The sequence below is a fragment of the Companilactobacillus nantensis DSM 16982 genome, assembly GCF_001435815.1.
Classification (GTDB): Bacteria; Bacillota; Bacilli; order Lactobacillales; family Lactobacillaceae; genus Companilactobacillus; species Companilactobacillus nantensis.
Genome location: NZ_AZFV01000006.1, coordinates 1 through 20158 on the forward strand (window position 1 = coordinate 1; position 20158 = coordinate 20158).

A 20158-nucleotide genomic window follows, 5' to 3' on the forward strand; every position below is an offset into this window, starting at 1 on the left:
TTAGCATTCTTAGCGACAGTCATTTTGCCGTCAGCAATTTTGTTCATGTTGTTAGTTGAGTCTAGATATTTAATTGTAATCTCTTTTGTTTCTTCAGCTGGTACCAAGTGAACTGTTACTTTCGCATAACTAACTGCAAAATTTTGACCTGCTACTAGCTTGTAACCCTTTGGTACTGACACTTGTTCAGCTTTTACAGATGTTGCGTTCATTGGAATATCTTTGATTATGCTGTTAGAAATTTTATCATTAGCATTTTTGTCGTTAACATACTTAACGGTGATATCTGATTTAGCCACTTCATGTCCGTTGTTCCAACCAATTGGTTTAACGTGTGCCAAAATATGTCCATTTTTAATACCTATCAATCGGCGAGCACTGATTTCATAACCTTCTGGCAATGGTACTGTTTCTCCGGCAACTTTCTTAGCATTCTTAGCGACAGTCATCTTACCATCAGCAAGTTTGTTCATATTATTTGTTGAATCTAGATATTTAATTGTAATTTCTTTTGTTTCTTCGACTGGTACCAAGTGAACTGTCACTTTCGCATAACTAACTGTAAAGTTTTGATCCGCTACTAACTTGTAACCCTTTGGTACTGATACCTGCTCAGCCGTTATGGACGTTGCATTCATTGGAATATCTTTGATTACACTACTAGCAATCTTATCATTAATATTTTTATCATTAACATACTTAACAGTGATATCTGACTTAGCAACTTCATGATTATTGTTCCAGCCAATTGGTTTAATATGAGCTAAAATATGACCTTTTCTAATAGAGATCAATCGACGAGCACTGATTTCATACCCATCTGGTAACGGTACTGTTTCTCTGGCAACTTTACGTGTGTTCTTGGCAACAGTCATTTTGCCGTCAGAAAATTTCTTTGAGTTATTAGTTGAATCAAGATATTTAACTGTAATTTCTTTTGTTTCTTCAGCTGGCTTGTCAGCCACTACATGGACAATAACTTTGCCATAACTAACAACAAACTTTTGACCTTCTACCAACTTGTAGCCTTCAGGTGTTGTTACTTGTTGAGCTTCGACAGATGTTGCGTTAACGGGAATATCTTTGACTACACCATCGGCAATCTTGTTATTGGCGTTTGTATCGTTAACATATTTAACGACGATATCAGATTTAGCAACTTCATGCGGTTGTTCTTGAGTTACTTTCTTAACTTTAACAAATACAAATTTATTAGATTTAATCTTAACATCAGAACTTGCTCCATCGTATTCATAACCTTCTGGCATAGGAATGTCTTTCCCAAGAATACTTTTAGCATTTTTATCTACATTCATTGATGATTCTGGAATCTTATTAGAGTTATTTTTAGAATCAGCGTATTTAATAACAATTTTTTTAGTTGTTGTTGTGACAGCTGAAGTAAGATTATTAATTTCTTCCTTAGCTTGTTCAGCATTGGCATTTTGAGAATCTTTTGCGTCCGCAACCTGTGCTTGATTAGCAGCATCAGCTTGGACAATTACGCCTTGAATAACACTTGGGTTCAAGATCATAGTACTAAATAATAAGCTCGTAACAACGAGTGATTTACTTCTTTTCATAAATTTAAAATTTCTCCTAATGATTTTCATAAGTTATAACTTAATCATCATATAGACAAGTTGTAGATTTATTGTGGATTTCATGTAAATAGAATGTAAAGTTTCAGAAAAATAGCTATATAATTACATCACTTTTTCAAGAAAATACTCCTTAAACGCTTAAAAGCCAGTTAATTATCACTAATTAACTGGCTTTACATTTCTAAATTAAAATTTTCAAAATTTCAAATTATCCTTCTCATACTTCTCATTGCTTCAGTAAATTCCTCACAAGTCACATAAGCAAAAGATAATCGTAACGATCGATTATGCTTAAAATCATAAATATCACCCGGATTTAACAGAATCCCCTTTGCTAATGCCTTCTCAAACAAATCATCAACCTCAACGCCATCATTAAACGTCAGCCAAATATAAAATCCGCCAATTGGCACATCCCAAGTCGCAATATCTCGAAAATCCTTTGCCAAAATTTCCAACGCATTATCACGTCGTTCCTTTAAGATTTGTTTCAAATCGGCTAAATAGCAACCATACTTACCACTATTCAAAAATTCTGCAAAGACTAACTGCGACAATGAACTAGCTCCATAGTCCATTTGCATCTTAGCATCCCCTAGGCGTTGAATAACTGGTTCCGATGCAATTACCCAGCCAATTCTCAAACCTGGTGCCAACGTCTTCGATGCACTGCCTAAATACATCACCATCCCGTTCTCATCAATCGCTTTCAAAGGCAATGCCAATTCATCATCAAAACACAATTCCTGATAAGCACCATCTTCAATAATTGGCAGACGATTTTTAATACAAAAGTCCATTAACTCCTTACGACGAGTATTGCTCATCGTGATACCAGTCGGATTTTGATTAGTTGGAATTGTATACAAAATCGATGGTTCGGTAGGATGCAACTTCTTTTTCATTTGCCAATATTCCAGTCCATCATGATCCATCGGAATACCTTTCAAATTTAAACCTGCTGATTGAAACATTTGAAGTGATTTTAAATATGTTGGTGCTTCCGTAAACACCGTGCTGCCTTCTTCCAACATACAAGAGGCGATTAACTGTAAGCCTTGTAATGCCCCGGAAGTTACTAAAACATTATTTGCAGAAACATTGATACCAAACTGTCGCATATGTTCAACGATAGCTTGTCGCAACTCCATAATTCCCAACGGTTCCGCATATCCTAAAGACGTTATTTCAACGCTCATCTTTTGTAAAACCTCAGTCCACATTTTCTGCGGAAACAGTCTTGGATCCAGTTCACCCGTTCCCAATCGAATAATATCTGGGGCAAATTCCAATCGGTTAATTTGTTGCATCCGTCGGTTATTTTCCTGCAATGAACCTGATGAAATTAATTTTTTCCAACTTGGTTTGGTTGGCAACATCAAAGACCATGTGTTACTGACAATTTGAGTTCCAGCTCCTGATTTACCTGCAATGATTCCATAAGAAGTTAACTCATCAATTGCTGTAAAAATGGTACTCCGATTCACGGCAAAAGCTTCAGCCAAAGCCCGTTGTGACGGTAATCTCGAACCAATCGTCCACTCACCATTCGCCACTTTATCACAAATATATTGCACAATTTGTCGATAAACTGGCACGGTAATCTGCTTATTTGGTTTCCAATCAATCTGAATGGGACGAACTCGTTTCATAATGAACACCTCTTTGGTTGGGTCAAAAGTTTATTTTTGGTTGGTTACATCTTACTTAGCTACCGATATAATCGTTATTGTAGTCAATATATAACACATTATTTGGTTGGTAAAGGGGACTAATCATGAATTTCTTTTTACAAGGGTTAACAATGGGGATTGCTTACGATGCTCCAATCGGTCTGGCAAATCTGTTCGTCATCAATGCGGCATTAACGCAAACACGTCGCAAATCATTTTTAACAACATTAATCATTATCATTTTTGATGTATCACTAGCCTTCGCCTGTTTCTTCGGCATCGGTGCAGTTATGAAAAAATTTGAGTGGCTCCAACTGATTATTTTATTGGTTGGTAGTTTAATCGTCATTTATATGGGAATCAATTTACTGCGCTCCCAGACAACGGATATCAGTGCAGAAGCTGATCCCGAAATGACTATTTTTAAAACTGTTACTTCGGCATTTGTCGTAATTTGGTTCAATCCACAAGCAATTATCGACGGTTCAATGATGTTGGGCGCTTTCCAAGTCACACTGCCTAATTATAGTTATCCAATTTTTATTGCGGGTGTAGGAATTGCTTCAGCACTTTGGTTCATCTTATTAAATGCTATCGTGACTAAATTCAAAGATAAATTTAATGCTAAGGTTTTACGAATTATTAACTTAGTTTGTGGTGTAATCATTATTTTATATGGTGGTAAATTGTTATTTAATTTTATTACTTTACTCATCCACTAAAAAAGAAGCCTAAATCGGCTTCTTTTTTTATATACTTAATTTTTCAATCATCTTTAACCTTCGTTGAATAAAGATATCTATCCAAATTATCAAAAACCCAATAACTGTTAAACAAAATAATCCCGCATATAACTTCTTACTTCCATAAGAAATTACGATTCGATTATGACGACTATTTTGTTTAGCATGAAATTCAATCGTACCTCGAGTACTTGTCCAAAACGGAACTGACTGACCATTGACCGTCACGCGCGTCAAACGGTACCGAATGACTGGTAAATTAACATCATCACCCTGTCGCAAGTTTTCAATATTCATCACACCAGTATCACGGTCATCACGAGGATATGCGGTAATAACTTTTTCATTAACATACATTTGATGTTCTGTGACCGAAGATAAATAATTTAATGTTTCCTTAGGCACATACTGATTCAAATAAGAATCCGGAATGCGGTCTTCCTTAATCATTGAACTATCAATCATACCTTTCGGATCAGAAATCATCGAATTAGTTGTTGCCATTTTGAATGAGCCAAACCAAATTCCAAACATCAAGACTCCACACAGTGCCACAACCAACCATTGACGTTCTTGGTCATCCTTTTGCACGATATTCTTAACAATCCACGAACCAGTGACAGCTGCGAATAAACTGGCAAAAATCAGTAATCGATAAGGATACTGAATCACACTGATTGGTGTATTTTGTAAAATATGCCAAGGAAATAAATTCGTAGAAATTAAAAATATTGCTAATCCTATTACATAAATCTGTTTATTCAAACGATTAAACTTTTTAAAATAAAATATTCCTGCTATCAGAATCAACAATACGATCAAACCTGGATTATAAAGATTACCTTCAACAAACCGACTAGCATTACTTTGTAAAGTAACCTTGAGAAACTTTGCTAACTCCAATCCCTTTAATATTTGAGGATCGGGTTTAGGAAATCTTTGAAATAATTCCTCTAAAATAAATGGCACTGTATAAAGTAATGTTAACAGAATCGTTGTTACAACAGCTTTAATCAAAGCCACTGCATGTTCTTTAAATGGTTTGATTTTCATAAAATTCAATAATATGAAAACAATAAAGATCAAAATAGTCATGAAAGTCGTCAACACATGGGTCAAAATAATGGCTCCAAAACCTAACGCAAACAAATACCATTTATGATAATTTCTAAAAAATGTTTCATAAAAGCCTAAAAAACAAAGTGGCAAAAAGATTGTCGCAATGTACTCCGCCAACGCTGCCCGACTCAACAAATCAATCAACCGATACGTACTAAAATTATAAATCAGTGTAAAAACTACCGCTTGAATGTGTGAACCCGAAAACTCATACATTGAATAATGACTGATCAACAGAGATGCTAAAAAGTAAACAAACAGCCCCATGTAAAAGGCAGATATCGGATTACTGTTAAATAACGAAACGATTCCAAATGGCAACAAAGTCATCCACGGGTAAAAGATATTAACCGCATAGCCAATTTTCCCAAAATTTATCGTTGAAATAGACGGGAATAGTCCCTCTTTTAACGATTTACTAATACCCTGAATCCGTTGAAATTGATAATAAATGTCGTCACCATACCAAATACTCTTGTTTTGAAAAACGAGATACATAACGCTGGCAACGATAAAATACCCCAATAAAATCATTAATATTCGTGACTTATGGGTCGTATTTAGTCTTTTCATAACTACCCCCATTTGGTATATCAAACTTTATTTTATATTATAAGTTATTTGAATATGTTCACAAAATCAGAAATTAAATTCGATTTGTATTTATAGTTGCGGGTCAATAAATGTCCATGGACATGATTAACGATGTCCGTCTTAATAACAAAGAGTTGTCCTTGTTCAACTTCTGTTTTAACCATTTCCAAAGGTAAATAACTAAATCCCAATCCACCAATCACGATTGACTTAATTGACGCAATGCTTGGTAAACTGACCGTCTTGAATTGACGTTGATGTTGTTGCCAAACAGCCGTTTCAAATTGGTTGCGATAACTACATTCCGGTTCATTGATAACAAAAGTTGCCTGATTATCATTCAAAATTTGTTGAAAAGTTTGCTTTTTCGAATTAACTAATACCATACGTTGTTCTCCCAAATCATGATCAATCAAGCGTTTGCTAGGTTTGCTTGGCCACATCATCAAAGCTATATCGACGTCACTTCGCAACAATAATTCTTCATTATGTAAACAAGTCGCATTTTGCAATTCCAATTGAACTTGTGGATACATCGCCTGAAACTGTTGTAATTTAGGCGCTATGACTGAAATCGTCAAAGATTCTGGCGCAGCAACTTTCAAAATTCCTGTCTCCGCAGTTTGATTCCATTTTTTAATATCCGAAAAATTATCCAAAGTCTTGTCGACCATTGGTAATAACTGCAATCCAGCATCAGTTATGCTTACTTGGCGTTTTTTATATTCGAATAATTTTGTTCCTAATTCTGCTTCTAAATTTTTAATTTGCATCGAAACAGTTGATTGCGTATAGCCCAAAATATCAGCTGCTTTCGAAAAATTACGCGTTTCTGAAATAGTTTTGAAGGTTGTTAATTCACGAAAATCCATCAGTTTACCCTATCTATCATTTTTATTGATAATTAATATTGATACTATCAATTATACATATAGATATTGATTAGTTACAATAAAATCAATGTTCAAGAAATGAGGCTTTCCCATGCAAATAACCACTTATCAAAACAATCCCCACCATCTCGCCCAACTAGTTGATCTAATTAATTACTGTCAAAATATCGAAGCTAAACTCAATATTAAAATGGCTGAACAGGATGATATTTTCCAAATTGACGACTACTATCAAGAAAAAGGTGGTAATTTCTGGATTGCTTTAGAAAATAATCAAGTTGTTGGTTCAATTGCACTATTACCACTCGACAATCAGACAGCAGTTCTTAAAAAATTCTTCACTTATCCACAGTTCCGCGGACAACCAAATCGTTTAGGTGCCAGGTTATATCAGCAACTACTTTCATTCGCAAAGGATCATAACTTCCAACGATTAGTTTTAGATACTCCTGAGGGAGAAACTAGATCTCACTATTTCTACGAAAAACAAGGTTTCAAACAAGTCGAACCCCAGAATTTCAATGCTAGTTATCCTTATCCCGACAGAAACTCACGACTTTACGAGTTATTTTTATAATAATTTTTCACTTTTTCTTACATTAAAGGCAATCTAAGAAATTATATAAAAATTAATAATTTTCAAATTTTATTATTTACTTTTTAGAAAAACATGCTAATATAAGTGTCACAAGATAAAAACGACGAGAAAGAAGAGTAAGATTTTCCACACTAACAGTGAGTTGGGAATGGTGAGAACCCAATTAGTAAATGGATTATCCGAATAACACTTTCTTATGTTTCTGGCTAAAATGAGTAATCAGAGTAAGTTCAGACGTTAACCGGTACGTTACCATCGGTGGAGCATGTTAGTGCTCTTATTGAGGTGGTCTATTTTTATATGGGCAACTTGGGTGGTACCGCGAAAAGTCTTTCGTCCCAGTTATTATTAAGTTAATAACTGGAATGAAAGACTTTTTTTATTTTGCATTTATTCAATTAAAACCGATCGATTGATCGACACTATGGAGGAAATTATTATGGATTTGATTATACCTAAGGACTACGACCCAAAACTATCTGTCAAAGAGACACAAAAAGCTATCCAATACATTCGTGAAACATTTCAAGATGAATTTGGTAAAGAATTAAATTTATCACGTCTATCAGCACCAATGATGGTCGAAAAAGGCACTGGTTTGAACGATAACCTTAACGGTGTTGAATCCCCTGTTTCCTTTACTATGAAAGGTATCCCTGGTGAAACAATCGAAATCGTTCACTCATTGGCTAAATGGAAACGTCTAGCTTTGAAACGTTACCAATTCGACATGCATGAAGGTATTTACACTAACATGAACGCTATCAGAAAAGATGAAGATCTTGATAACATTCACTCAATCTACGTTGATCAATGGGATTGGGAAAAAATCATTGCTAAAGATGAACGTACAACTGCAACTTTGGAAAGCACTGTCCGTCAAATTTTCAAAGTTATCAAACATATGGAACACGAAGTTTGGTACAAATTCCCTAAGGCTGTTCATCATTTACCAGACGAAATTCACTTTGTAACAACTCAAGAACTCGAAGACCGCTGGCCTGACAAGACACCTAAAGAACGTGAAGATGCTATTTGTAAAGAACTTGGTTGTGTCTTCCTAATGCAAATCGGTGGACCTATGAAGAGTGGCAAACGTCATGATGGCCGTGCCCCTGATTATGATGACTGGAAACTAAACGGAGATATCTTATTCTGGTATGAACCCCTACAAAAAGCTTTGGAAATCTCAAGTATGGGTATCCGTGTCAGTGAAGAATCAATGAAAGAACAATTGAAGATGGCTCACGCCGAAGATCGTGCTTCATTGCCATTCCATAAGATGTTACTAGCTGGCGAACTACCATATACAATCGGTGGTGGTATCGGACAATCACGTCTATGTATGTTATTGCTCGGTAAAGCTCACGTTGGTGAAGTGCAAGCTGCCGTTTGGCCTGAAGATTTACGTAAGAAATGTGATGAAAATGGTATTCATTTGCTATAAAGATTGTTGATTCTCCCCCCCTACATACAAATAATGGTCCTATACTCTGTTCGTTCAGAATATAGGACCATTTTTAAATATCCTTTTATAAAAAAATCAATACAAACTCACAGAAATTCCTTAGACAACGAAATAGCATATGTACACAGAAGCATAGTATTCTTCATTAAATAATAATAGGATCCTATCAATAAAATATTATTTTTATTGATTATATTTATCCTGAACCTATAGATGTTTATCACTTACATCGATTGGGAACAGCATAAGTTAGGAGAATATTTAAATCTCATTAACGGACGTGCTTTTAAACAATCAGAATTACTGGACGAAGGAAAGTATAAGGTATTGCGAGTAGGAAATTTTAATACAAATACACGTTGGTATTATTCGAATTTGGAACTTCCAGACGATAAGTATGCGGAGAATGGAGATTTACTTTATCTGTGGGCAACAAATTTTGGACCCGAATTATGGAAATCTACAAAAGTAATATTTCATTATCATATTTGGAAAATTCAATTTAAAACAGACAGTCTTGACAAGAAATATATTTTCTATTGGTTAAAATTAGATAAAGAAAATCTAAAAAAAGATTTAAATGGATCAACAATGGTACATATAACAAAAGAAAATATGGAGAATCGCTTTTTGGATATTCCATTACAAATTAGTGAACAGAAAAAAATAGGATCTATACTAAACAGTCTTAATGATTTAATAAATACGCAAGAAAAACAATTATTACTGTACGAAGGGATAAAGAAGTACATGTTACAGAATCTTTTTCCTTCAGATGGGGAAAGTGTTCCCGCTGTGAGAATTGCTGATTTTCACGAAGATTGGGAACAGCATAAGCTTTCTGATCTTGGTGAAATATATACTGGGAACACTCCCTCCACAAACCAACATGATTTTTGGAGTATCAATGCTAATGGATATGTTTGGATTACTCCCTCAGATATCGTAAAATTACGGACAAATAGTTCTAAGAAACATTTAACCGAACGTGGTTGGAAGGAGGCACGAACTGTACCTGCTCAATCTGTGTTAATTACGAGCATAGCTTCAATTGGAAAAAATACAATCAACACCATTCCAGCGGCATTTAATCAACAAATTAATGCAATTGTTCCAAAAGGTAATAATGCAAACTTTATTCTTGAATCTATGAACTTTCATTCTGGAAAATTTGCATCTTTGGCGGGAAAGACCGCTACAGCAATTATCAATAAGAAGCAATTCAGCAAGTTTCAAATATATGTTCCAAGCTATGTTGAGCAGTTAGAGGTAGGACGACTGATTTCAAAACTAAACCAAACTATTGATTTTTATCGAGAAAAAATTATTATGTACGAAAAGATAAAAAAATATTATCTTCAAAAATTATTTATTTAACATTTAACCCTGCATAAATAAAAAAACTTCCGGATAATGATTTTGACAACAAATGTCAAAAAAATAATTCGGAGGTTTTTTATGTCTAAAAATAAATCGACACAATTATTCCATGAGTATTATGAAGAGTGGATTAATCTGTATAAGGTCAATGCAATTAGAACCATTACTTTGAACAAATATTATATGAGTTTGAAATGGATCATAAAGTTAGCTCCCAATTTAAGACTATGCGATTTAACAAGGCGAAGTTACCAGGAACTTATTAATAATTACGCATTAGAACATGAGAAACAAACCACGAAAGATTTTCATCATCAAATAAAGGGTGCTATTTTAGATGCTATGGATGAAGGATTAATTGAACAAAATCCTACACGAAAAATAATCATCAAAGGTAAGCAACCTGCTGAAAAGAAACCGAAGTTTTTGAATGAATATGAACTACAACAACTTGTTAAGCAACTAAATCTCGACTCGGAAATAAATTGGGATTGGTATATCTTATTGGTAGCAAAAACTGGATTAAGGTTTGCAGAAGCTCTTGCCTTAACACCCAAAGATTTTGATTTTACTAAGCAATTGTTAAATATTAATAAGACTTGGAATTATCGTTCCACAACTGGCGGATTTCAACCAACCAAAAACTCATCATCGGTCAGAAAAATACAAATTGATTGGCAGTTAGCAATGCAATTTTCAAAAATGATAAATAGCACACCAGTAGATAAACCAATTTTTGTAAATCAACGTATTTTTAATTCAACAGTTAATAAACGGCTTGAGGTTCTATGTAAAAATGCTAATATTCCAATAATTACAGTTCATGGACTCAGACACACTCATGCATCCTTACTTTTGTTTGCAGGAGTGTCGATTGCAAGTGTTGCTCAGAGATTGGGACACGCTAATATAACCACTACTCAAAGTACATACTTGCATATTATTCAAGAGCTACAGACACAGGACAATGAAAAAATAATGTTTCAGATGTCTAAACTGCTATAGTGTATAAAACGGATTACAAAAATAATTTTTGAAGAAAATATTTTTTCAACATTTTATATGAGTGTAAGTGTGATTGGGTCTCACTTATTTTTTTATTCAACAATTTATAGTAGTCACTAATATCATTTTGATAATCAATATTGGATGGAATATTGATTTTTAATTGTGATAAAGATCTTTGGCTCACTCCCTTTGCAGTTCCTCCACTGGACAATGATAATAAATCATTAAAAACTCTCGTTGTATGCAACGTTATTGCTAGAAAGTCGTCTGTTATTTTTTGTTCATTAGTATCAAATGCAATAACACGCTGACTTAATATATATTTATTTTTGTCTGGAACCTGTGCAACATTACCCATTGGAGCTTCAGTTGTCATTAAAACTTGTCCTTTATGTAAATGAGTGTCTTTCATCCATTTACTATAAAGTAACTCATTTCCATAATGTATATTTATATCCTTATCAATGTAATTATTTTTAACGTTTAGTGCTGATAATGCCAATATTCCATCTTTACTCCAATCAAGTCCTAATTTTTTTGGAGTTAATCCCCTAAAATCTATTATCTTATTGATAACATCAAAAAGATAATATTGTTTCCAAGTGGTATTGGATGAGGTGAAAATAAGATTGGACTTTCTTTCCTCAATAGTTGGGAATAGGTTCTGTAACATGTATTTCTTTAAACTTTCGTACAGATTCAGTTTTTCACGTTCCAGCATTATCATTTTTTCTAATATTATAAAAGATTTGCCTATTTCTTTTTGTTCCTTTTTATTATTGGGGAATACAAGTGGTAGACTTTTAAACTCTGAAAAGCTTATAGATTTACCATCTCTAATACCAAAAGTTATTGTTTTTAGAGATTGAATAAAGTTATGAGTTTTAAATTTATATTTCCAAAACAGTTCGTCCTGATTATTGTTTTCTTTAAATGAAAATATTGTATACGCAGGACTCACAACTCCTGTTATGTCAGATAATTCAAAACCACCTTGAAATGATCTTAGACTAATAACGAAGTTATGTGGTTCAATTAATTTATAATTATGTAATGATGCTGTTGTATATTTTATATCCATGTTTAAATCGGATCTTTTAATTACTCCATCATCTTGGGTTACTGATAATACAGGTAATTTTTCAAACCCTTTTTTTGATAAAGGTTTAAATATCTTATTAGATTTTTGCTGTTCCCAATCATCAGTAAACCCTTTAAACCGCACTTCAGGTACACGTTTATCCATTATGGTTCACCTCATCATCCAACATTGAAATAAAATCATTGAGATCATTCATCGTTTTCTCATCCGAAGAAGTGAGTTCTTTCATCATTGAAAGTAACTCCTTTTTATTTTCTTCAATTTTTTTATTATTTTCTTTTATTTCTTTTGTTATTTCTCCAAGATCAATTTCTGGTTCAGGTTCAAAGGTATCAACATATCTTGGAATATTTAAATTATAATCATTTTCTTCAATTTCTTTGAAATCGGCAACATGAGCATACTTATCAACATCTTTACGTTCATTGTAAGCATCCATAATTTTATCAATATCTTCTGCTCGAAGAATATTTTGATTCTTCCCTTTTTCAAAGTTATCACTTGCATCAATGAATAAAACATCTTTGTTAGTTTTATTCTTCTTTAATACCATAACAACCGTTGGGATTCCAGTTGAATAGAACAATCCAGCTGGCAAACCAATAATTGCATCGATTTGATTTTTATCTAAAAGTGCTCGACGAATTTTTTCTTCTTTAGCTCCTCGGAACAAAACTCCGTGAGGCAAAACAATAGCCATTGTCCCTTTTGAACTCAAATGATACAAGCCATGTAATAAGAATGCATAATCAGCCTTTGTTTTAGGTGCTAATCCACCATAATCCTTGAAACGGGAATCTTTCATTTTATTATCATTGTTATCCCAATGGGCAGAATATGGAGGGTTTGCCACAACCATATCAAAGCTTCTTGGATGGTCGACACCTTGAGCATCAATCCCATCAGGCCAGTCACTTTCCAAAGTATCAGCATTACGCAAATCCATATTCATATAGGAAACATCATGCATCATCAAATTCATTCGAGCCAAATTATATGTTGTCGTATTCAATTCTTGACCATAATAAAATAACCGACGATTCTTGATTTGCTCTTGAACAGTTAGCAACAACGAACCGGAACCACATGCAAAATCATAAACACTTGGTTTATCTTCTTTAGGGTCTAATCCTTGAGCCACTAATTTTGCTAAAACTTCCGATACTTGGTGAGGTGTATAAAACTCGCCAGCTTTTTTACCAGAATTACCTGCAAATTGAGCAATTAAGTATTCATAAATATCACCTAAAATATCGTGACCATCGTCGTCTTTATACTCAACTTCATCAACCAAATTAACAATTTCTGTCAAAGCTTTAGCACGTGCGGCAGTTGTTTGACCTAAACGAGAATTTCCTAAATTCATATCTGCAAATACACCGTGGAAATCCTGCTTAGCATTTGTATTTAAGTCAACATTATGATTAAAATCATCCAACATATCTTGAAAATCAGATGGTGCAATAGAATTGTTATTAACTTTATCAACAATAGTTTGCCATGTGTATTGTGGTGCAATGGCGTATCCTAATGAATCTGCCAATTCTTCCAGATAATCACTTAAATCATCCCCACCAGCTTGTTCAGCATATGCCTCATTCACACTTTGGCCGTCAGCGATATCTAACAAATCATTTTGTACCATTCGTTCTTCTTGATGTTCTGACAAGTAACGATAAAACATAAATCCCAAAATATAATTTCTATACTCACTGGCATCCATATTGCTACGAAGACGGTTGGCCATCTCCCAAATTTGGCTAGTAATCTCTTGCGCTTTACTCATAATTTCTCCTAGTACTTCTCTACCATTTGATCAGCAAATTCTTTAAAACTTCTTCTCAAATGGGTTCTATATTTAATTTTGGATAATTTCTTAACTCTTGATGATTCGGCATCTGTTGTATAAACGGTTGTTCCTTCTTTAACAATTTCGTCTAGGACGCCATTAATATTCAAATCATCAGCATTTTTAATGTGGCTTAAAACAATCTTATTTATCTTTTGGGATGAATCAATATCTGCTAGACCCCAATCCTTTTTATAATCAAAAATCTCATTTCTCAATCTCATATCATTGTGACTAGATACCAGACCCTTAATATCTTTTTGATTAACTGGATAGTTATTAACTGACACATCGCCATTCAAAACATCTTTAGTAAATTGGTTAATTTGTTCAGCATACTTACGGTCATCGACCTTATCAGAAATATTCTTAATTTCAGTAGCCGTTTTATTAGCTGAATCTAAGTCATCGTCATGATACTGATTCATCAAATCAGCAATTAGTTCTTCAAGGTAGTCGTAGTTCACTCGTATTGCTTTCACGTGCTCCATTTGTAAGTCAACTTGCGAAATATCAACATGATCCATGATGGCAATCTTTTGTTTAACTTCGTTTTTCAAAGTTGTTGTTAAAACTTCTTCAGTATCAACAGTCATACCAACTTTTTTCAACAATTCTTCTGGATGTTCCTCATTATAACTATCATCTTGCTTTATCATCGACATCAGATGATTATATTTTCGCAAGCTAGAGTACATTTCTTTTACTTTATTATCGTCATCAGGGACTCTGTTAAAATCATCAGAATAATTTGCTAATTGTACAACAACATCCTTCAATTCCTTTATTGTTTCTTCCACTGGCGGAATAATTACTTCTTCAGGTGGAACTGGAAATTCCAATTGAATATTGGCAGAGTCTCGATTAGCATACTTGGCCAAAGCTTTCTTCATTAATATTTCAGTGTGATGTGGCCAACGATAATTAACAATACGCCCGAAAGGTTTAGTCTGCATATCATAAACACGATTAGTTCTTGAGTATGCTTGAATTAAGGCTGCCCCCTGTAACGTTCTATCAACATATAAAGTATTCATCTGCGGAGCATTAAATCCGGTCAATAATTGATCAACAACAATGACAATATCAAAATACTTACCATCATCAATTGTTCGATTCAATCTGGCCACAACTTGAGCCGTATATTCCTTCACCTGTGTATCATCAAAGTTAGTACCAAACGCTTCATTATAGTCATTCATAATTTCACGTAGTGATTCATTATTTTTCAATTGTTTATCACTATTAGATGTATCTTGACTAAATGTGATACCAACTCGTAATGGCTTTTCCAAATTGGCGTTCTGCTTTTTAAATTCCTCATAATATGCCATTGCCATAGGAGTTGATGCCTTGCCACCACCTACATGAGTCGTAAACAAAGCATTATACTCACCATTACGGGAACGCTTATTCCAATTTTTAATAATATCCTTAACCACTAATTCAATATGTTTAGGATTATTGTCGTAAACGGAAGGCTCTACTGTATCATCCATATCTTCATCAGCCATATTATCAATACGCATTTCAATATCTTGCTCAGACATTGATGGATAGCAGGCTTTAAAATAGGCCGGCAGATACTGGTCTCTTAGAACTGAATCAGATAAAGTTGTTTCAAAATCTACTTTAAATCCTAAAACATTTCCATCTGCAATCGCATCTCTAATTGTATAAGCATGAATTAAATCACCAAAAACTTCTCTAGTTGTTGGATGTGTATCAAAAACTGGTGTACCAGTATAACCAATCCAAGCTGATTTTCTAAAACCATCTTTGATTCGTTTTAACATATCACCAGAAGTTGATCGGTGTGCCTCATCGACAATAAAAACTACATTTTTATTAACTGGACTAAAATTACTACTTCTAACCATTGAGTCCATCTTTTGAGTAGAAGTAACAATAATTCCGTTACCTTTTTTGTTAAGTTTTCTTTCCAAAACCCACCGATTACTTGTATCAGTTACAACGCCACCATTACTTTCTTCAGTGTTTTCAGGATCATACGCTTTATATTCATCAACTGTTTGATTCGTTAATGCAACACGGTCTACCAAGAAAACTACTTTATCTACATTAGGTAATCTTGAAGCTAACCATGCAGCTTTAAAGGAACTAATTGTTTTACCAGAACCAGTTGTATGCCAAACGTATCCCACGCCCTGATCATCAATTCCAAAAGTATGTTGTCTGATCTTTCTGATAACTTTTTGAGTTGCATAAACTTGATACGGACGCATTACCTTAATCATTTGATGTTTTGGAGTACCATCCAAAATCATATAGTTTGTTGCCATTTGGTGTGACATTGGAATTGACAACATATTATTGGCAAATTCTCTCCAGTCAAAAACCGGTTTATTATCATCAGCCCTTTGCCAACGAAAAGCAAAATCGGTATTAAATTTATCTGCAGTTGAATTTGCCATATATCGACTATCGTGTGGTGTAATTGCAACTAATATTTGCAGTGTCGAAAAAATATCTGAATACTGATTTTCTTCAATATATTGGTGCATTTGGTTTAACGCTTCTTTAGCATCATGACCGTCCGCTTTTTCCTCTATTTGAATGATTGGTAATCCATTAATCAATAACGTCGTATCAAATCTCCGAGCTTTTCTTCCTGGAATAATTGCTGGTCTTTCAATCTGATTTACAATTTGATAAATTGTATCTCCGGCTCCAATGTTATCTTGATCAAATATTTTTAAATATACATGTTTACCATTATCCAAATCAACTTCTACTTGTGATATACCATTCATACCATATAGAAATTGACCAGCCTGATACGGAGTCTCTAGCTGTCCAATGATAACTTTTATTTGTTTAAATTCTGCATCGGATAATTTACCATCTAGTCGATCTTGATTATGTTGTTCAACAATATTTTTGAAATTTCTCCATAAATCATCAGTAGTTTTTATTTCCGGCAAATAATCCCATTGTTTTGTTCCACCTAGGTTGACCAAATAATCAATCAAATTATTTTCAAAAGCCAATTCATTAGTCTCCAAACTCATGATATTCCCCCGAATAACTGTAAATTAGCCTAAACACAAATTTATATATATTTGTCGTTTAGTTACTGTAAATTAATCTTTACATTCTTTACTTATTTTATCAGATAAAAAGACAACAAATTGACGTAATTTAACCGCATAACAAATTAAATAGGCAAGTTATCTCTCAGAGAAATAACTTGCCTATTAATTACTATCCATAATTATTTTCTAAAAAATTTAATATATATCACCAAAAAGTTTTTCCAAATCTATTTCATGCTGCAAGGGCTTTTGCCCAACCTTAACTAAAATTCCAGAATCTTCATATTTCTTTATAATCTCTCTGATTTTAACTTTCTTATATAATCTGGTATCTCGCTTATACAACATATTAATTAATGGGGTATCCTTCACTCCTAAGGAACTATCAACATTGAATAATTTAGATTCTATGAAAACAAATAATAAATTGAATTCCAAATCATTATTAGTATCATTAACATTTAATATTTCCTTTAATTCGGCAAAATATTTGTTGAGTAAATCTAATAGCTCATTTAACTTCTCCAAAACCGAAATTTGACCTTCTAAAATTATCTCCATCATTTTTTGAATGAAAAATGTAAGTTCAGCTTTATTCTCATATAATTCCGCATCTTTAAATATTTTATAATACTTGGCCTGATTATTATGAATTGAACTGGATATCGAAAGTGCAGTATATGGATCTAATTTTTTACTCAAATATTGAGATAATAAATACCTTCCCATGCGACCATTTCCATCCATAAAAGGATGGGTGTTTTCAAACATAAAATGTGTTACTAATGACTTCTCAACTGGTGGAATATCTTCATTATTCATAAAATCAATCAGTGACATCAATTTATCTTTAATGGTTTTCTCATTTGCAGGAGGCATATGAACTGTTTCAATATCTGTTCCAATTCTGACGGGTTTATCCCTAAAGTATTCTCCATCTGGTAATTTTCCCTCTTCAATTTCACCATCAGTCAATTTATCATAAATATCCCTAATCTTTTGGAAGTTTTCAATTTTAATTTCTGGTTCACCAAGAATATCAATATACTTCTTTACCGTAGATACTAATCTTTTTTTATCAGTCCTATTATTGTTCTGTAATTCATCAACCACAGTACCAATTTCTCTTCTTTCAGTCTTAACTCCTTCTATTTCATTACTAAATTGAATTTCATTAGTAAGTAGTGAGTTAGTGTAACTCTCCTTAGCAATACCTGGTAAGGACGAACCTATATTTTCAATTTGACTGGAATTCTTTCTAATTTCAGCATTCAAACGTACCATACTCCTAGTTTCAACAAAGAATATAGGATAATCATCATATTGCTTTTTACTTTTATCAGTAAGTATGGGAAAAAGATTAGTCTGGAACGATGAATAACCACTTAGTCTCTTCTTATACTCTTCTATAACGTCAATAGAGTCATCGGTACTACTCATATACTTTAAAGTGGACAAAGGTTTCATTTCCATAGCTTAATTCCCCCAAAATTTATTTAATTAGTCCAAACTTACTGTATACTTCAATACTTCTTCACTTTAATAAAATACAGTAATCATTTGGATTTCCTATTTTATTATTCTAAACAAATAATGAAATAGAGTCCAATTTTACACAACCTATTTTAATATTTTGTCAAAATATTAAAATAGGTTCACACTTTATACATCCTATTTCACTATTTTAAGCAAATATCAAAATAGAATTCGGCTTTATATACTCTATTTCATTATTCAAACCAATATTAATAATTCAGAAAAAGAAAAACACCGTCAATGATAATTCATCAACAATGTTTTATGGACTCAAAATATCTAAACGTAATTAATCTTCAAATTCCCTAACGAGACAAGCCCAACAACAGTAACACTAGGACTATCCGCATCTGTTACGGGATTCCCAACTTCAGAAATGGCTCCCATATTATTATCCAATCCCTTAACAATATTCCAATTACGTGGGACAAACAATTCGACTCCGCCAAGTGACACATTGACACTAATCGTAGCAGTATCATGGACTTTTACATTATCAAAATAAACTTTGGCATCCCCCATCGAAACGTCGATATTAGCTGAACTAAAATCTTCAGATTTAACGTAACGAATACTGCTACCCATTTTTACATAAACATTTACATCTGGATCATCAACAGTCTTCACATCTGGTCTGGCCGTGTAATCCATTTTAACAAAAGGGCCATGGTGTCCTCTTGTATAACCCCTATGGTAGTTAATCCAAGGGCGATGCTTTGCTAGTAGAGGCCGAAAAATCATTGATAATCCGATAGAAACTAACAATGCTGCTCCCAATAAAGTCCAAGGAACGATAGCTGTAATTCCTAAAGGTTTAGCATATAAAATGGCTAGAAAAGCTAATGAGAACACGGTTCCCGGTATTGCAAAGTAAACTAAACTTTTAATCAAAACAGCTGCCAAAAAGATAGTCGCAGCAATCGTCCAAAAACTAAACGAATAAGTAATCAAATGTAATTGACTAATAATTAAGATGGCGGCACTTAATAATAGAAAGATACCCCAGAAAATTCCATTTCTATTTCTCATTTTTAAAACTCCTTTGCTTTAATCTTTCCTTCAATTCTTTCAAAAATCGACGTGATACATAAATTTGCTTGTATGAATCGCGAAACTGAACTAAATTACCTGTCACTGAACGGGACAGCGATAAAATTTCATTAATATTCAAAATCGATGATTTAGAAACTCGCAAATAATTATCTGGCAAATTTTCTTCCAATTCATACAACCGATAATGTATTAGAAAGGCATTGTTAGTCGTGTGAGCATAAACATTTCGATCATTCGTTTCAAAAAACAAAATATCCTTTAATGCCAGCGAATAAACCGTTTCACCAATATAGCCATTTAGATGATTAAATCTTTCTTCAACATCTTTTAAAACGTCTAAAATCTGTTGCACTTCATCATCCTTTTGTGCAGCGTTAATCACAACTTCTTTTTCCTGATATTCAGATGAAATATTCAACTTAATCTTCACATCGACTCAACCCCCTTTCGTTAAATGTATTACACCACTTCAAGACTTTGCT

The 20158-nt window shown here is 33.4% G+C and carries 15 protein-coding genes and 1 other annotated feature; of the genes, 5 read left to right on the forward strand and 10 right to left on the reverse strand.

What is annotated here, in order from left to right:
• Positions 1-1583, reverse strand: a 1583-nt coding sequence (locus FD31_RS03540) for a hypothetical protein (protein WP_157049140.1), incomplete at its 3' end; no start/stop codon positions are given.
• Between the two features lie 224 nt (positions 1584-1807).
• Positions 1808-3256: an aminotransferase-like domain-containing protein gene (locus tag FD31_RS03545; protein WP_057891387.1), complete on the reverse strand. Its 1449-nt coding sequence runs from the start codon at positions 3254-3256 to the stop codon at positions 1808-1810.
• A gap of 125 nt (positions 3257-3381) precedes the next feature.
• Between FD31_RS03545 and FD31_RS03550 the strand changes: the two genes are divergently transcribed.
• Positions 3382-3999, forward strand: a complete 618-nt coding sequence (locus FD31_RS03550; protein WP_057891388.1) for a LysE/ArgO family amino acid transporter — start codon at positions 3382-3384, stop codon at positions 3997-3999.
• Positions 4000-4026: 27 nt separating this feature from the next.
• Here FD31_RS03550 and FD31_RS03555 read toward each other — a convergent pair whose 3' ends face one another.
• Positions 4027-5712 carry a glycosyltransferase family protein gene (locus tag FD31_RS03555; RefSeq protein ID WP_057891389.1) on the reverse strand — a complete coding sequence of 562 codons (1686 nt, stop codon included), beginning with the start codon at positions 5710-5712 and terminating at the stop codon, positions 4027-4029.
• Between the two features lie 44 nt (positions 5713-5756).
• Entirely contained in the window at positions 5757-6605 is an 849-nt protein-coding gene (locus FD31_RS03560; RefSeq protein WP_057891390.1) for a LysR family transcriptional regulator, read from the reverse strand.
• Positions 6606-6717: 112 nt separating this feature from the next.
• Between FD31_RS03560 and FD31_RS03565 the strand changes: the two genes are divergently transcribed.
• From FD31_RS03565 to FD31_RS03580, 4 genes are all read left to right on the forward strand, one after another.
• On the forward strand, positions 6718-7203 hold the full coding sequence (locus FD31_RS03565; protein ID WP_057891391.1) for a GNAT family N-acetyltransferase: 486 nt from the start codon (positions 6718-6720) through the stop codon (positions 7201-7203).
• A 115-nt stretch (positions 7204-7318) separates the two neighbouring features.
• Positions 7319-7568: a binding site (T-box leader), on the forward strand.
• Positions 7569-7663: 95 nt separating this feature from the next.
• On the forward strand, positions 7664-8671 hold the full coding sequence (asnA, locus tag FD31_RS03570; RefSeq protein WP_057891392.1) for an aspartate--ammonia ligase: 1008 nt from the start codon (positions 7664-7666) through the stop codon (positions 8669-8671).
• A 234-nt stretch (positions 8672-8905) separates the two neighbouring features.
• Entirely contained in the window at positions 8906-10069 is a 1164-nt protein-coding gene (locus tag FD31_RS03575) for a restriction endonuclease subunit S (RefSeq protein WP_057891393.1), read from the forward strand.
• An 81-nt stretch (positions 10070-10150) separates the two neighbouring features.
• The gene (locus tag FD31_RS03580) at positions 10151-11077 is read left to right on the forward strand and encodes a site-specific integrase (protein WP_057891394.1); all 927 of its coding nucleotides are present in this window, start codon (positions 10151-10153) and stop codon (positions 11075-11077) included.
• A gap of 13 nt (positions 11078-11090) precedes the next feature.
• Here the strand turns inward: FD31_RS03580 and FD31_RS14370 are convergent, their stop codons facing one another.
• The 6 genes from FD31_RS14370 to FD31_RS03610 form a co-directional block, all read right to left on the reverse strand.
• Entirely contained in the window at positions 11091-12326 is a 1236-nt protein-coding gene (locus tag FD31_RS14370) for a restriction endonuclease subunit S (protein ID WP_057891395.1), read from the reverse strand.
• Positions 12319-13968, reverse strand: coding sequence for a type I restriction-modification system subunit M (locus tag FD31_RS03590; RefSeq protein ID WP_057891396.1), 1650 nt, complete (start codon positions 13966-13968; stop codon positions 12319-12321). Before FD31_RS03590 ends, FD31_RS14370 begins: the two co-directional genes overlap by 8 nt.
• 8 nt (positions 13969-13976) lie before the next feature.
• Positions 13977-17063 (reverse strand): type I restriction endonuclease subunit R, encoded by a 3087-nt coding sequence (locus FD31_RS03595; protein ID WP_057891397.1) that lies wholly within the window; start codon positions 17061-17063, stop codon positions 13977-13979.
• Between the two features lie 219 nt (positions 17064-17282).
• Positions 17283-18560: a Fic family protein gene (locus tag FD31_RS03600; protein ID WP_057891398.1), complete on the reverse strand. Its 1278-nt coding sequence runs from the start codon at positions 18558-18560 to the stop codon at positions 17283-17285.
• 342 nt (positions 18561-18902) lie between these two features.
• Positions 18903-19652: a LiaF transmembrane domain-containing protein gene (locus tag FD31_RS03605; protein WP_057891399.1), complete on the reverse strand. Its 750-nt coding sequence runs from the start codon at positions 19650-19652 to the stop codon at positions 18903-18905.
• Positions 19642-20106 (reverse strand): LytTR family DNA-binding domain-containing protein, encoded by a 465-nt coding sequence (locus FD31_RS03610; RefSeq protein WP_057891400.1) that lies wholly within the window; start codon positions 20104-20106, stop codon positions 19642-19644. The genes FD31_RS03605 and FD31_RS03610 overlap by 11 nt, the downstream gene beginning before the upstream one ends.
• Positions 20107-20158: the final 52 nt, after the last annotated feature.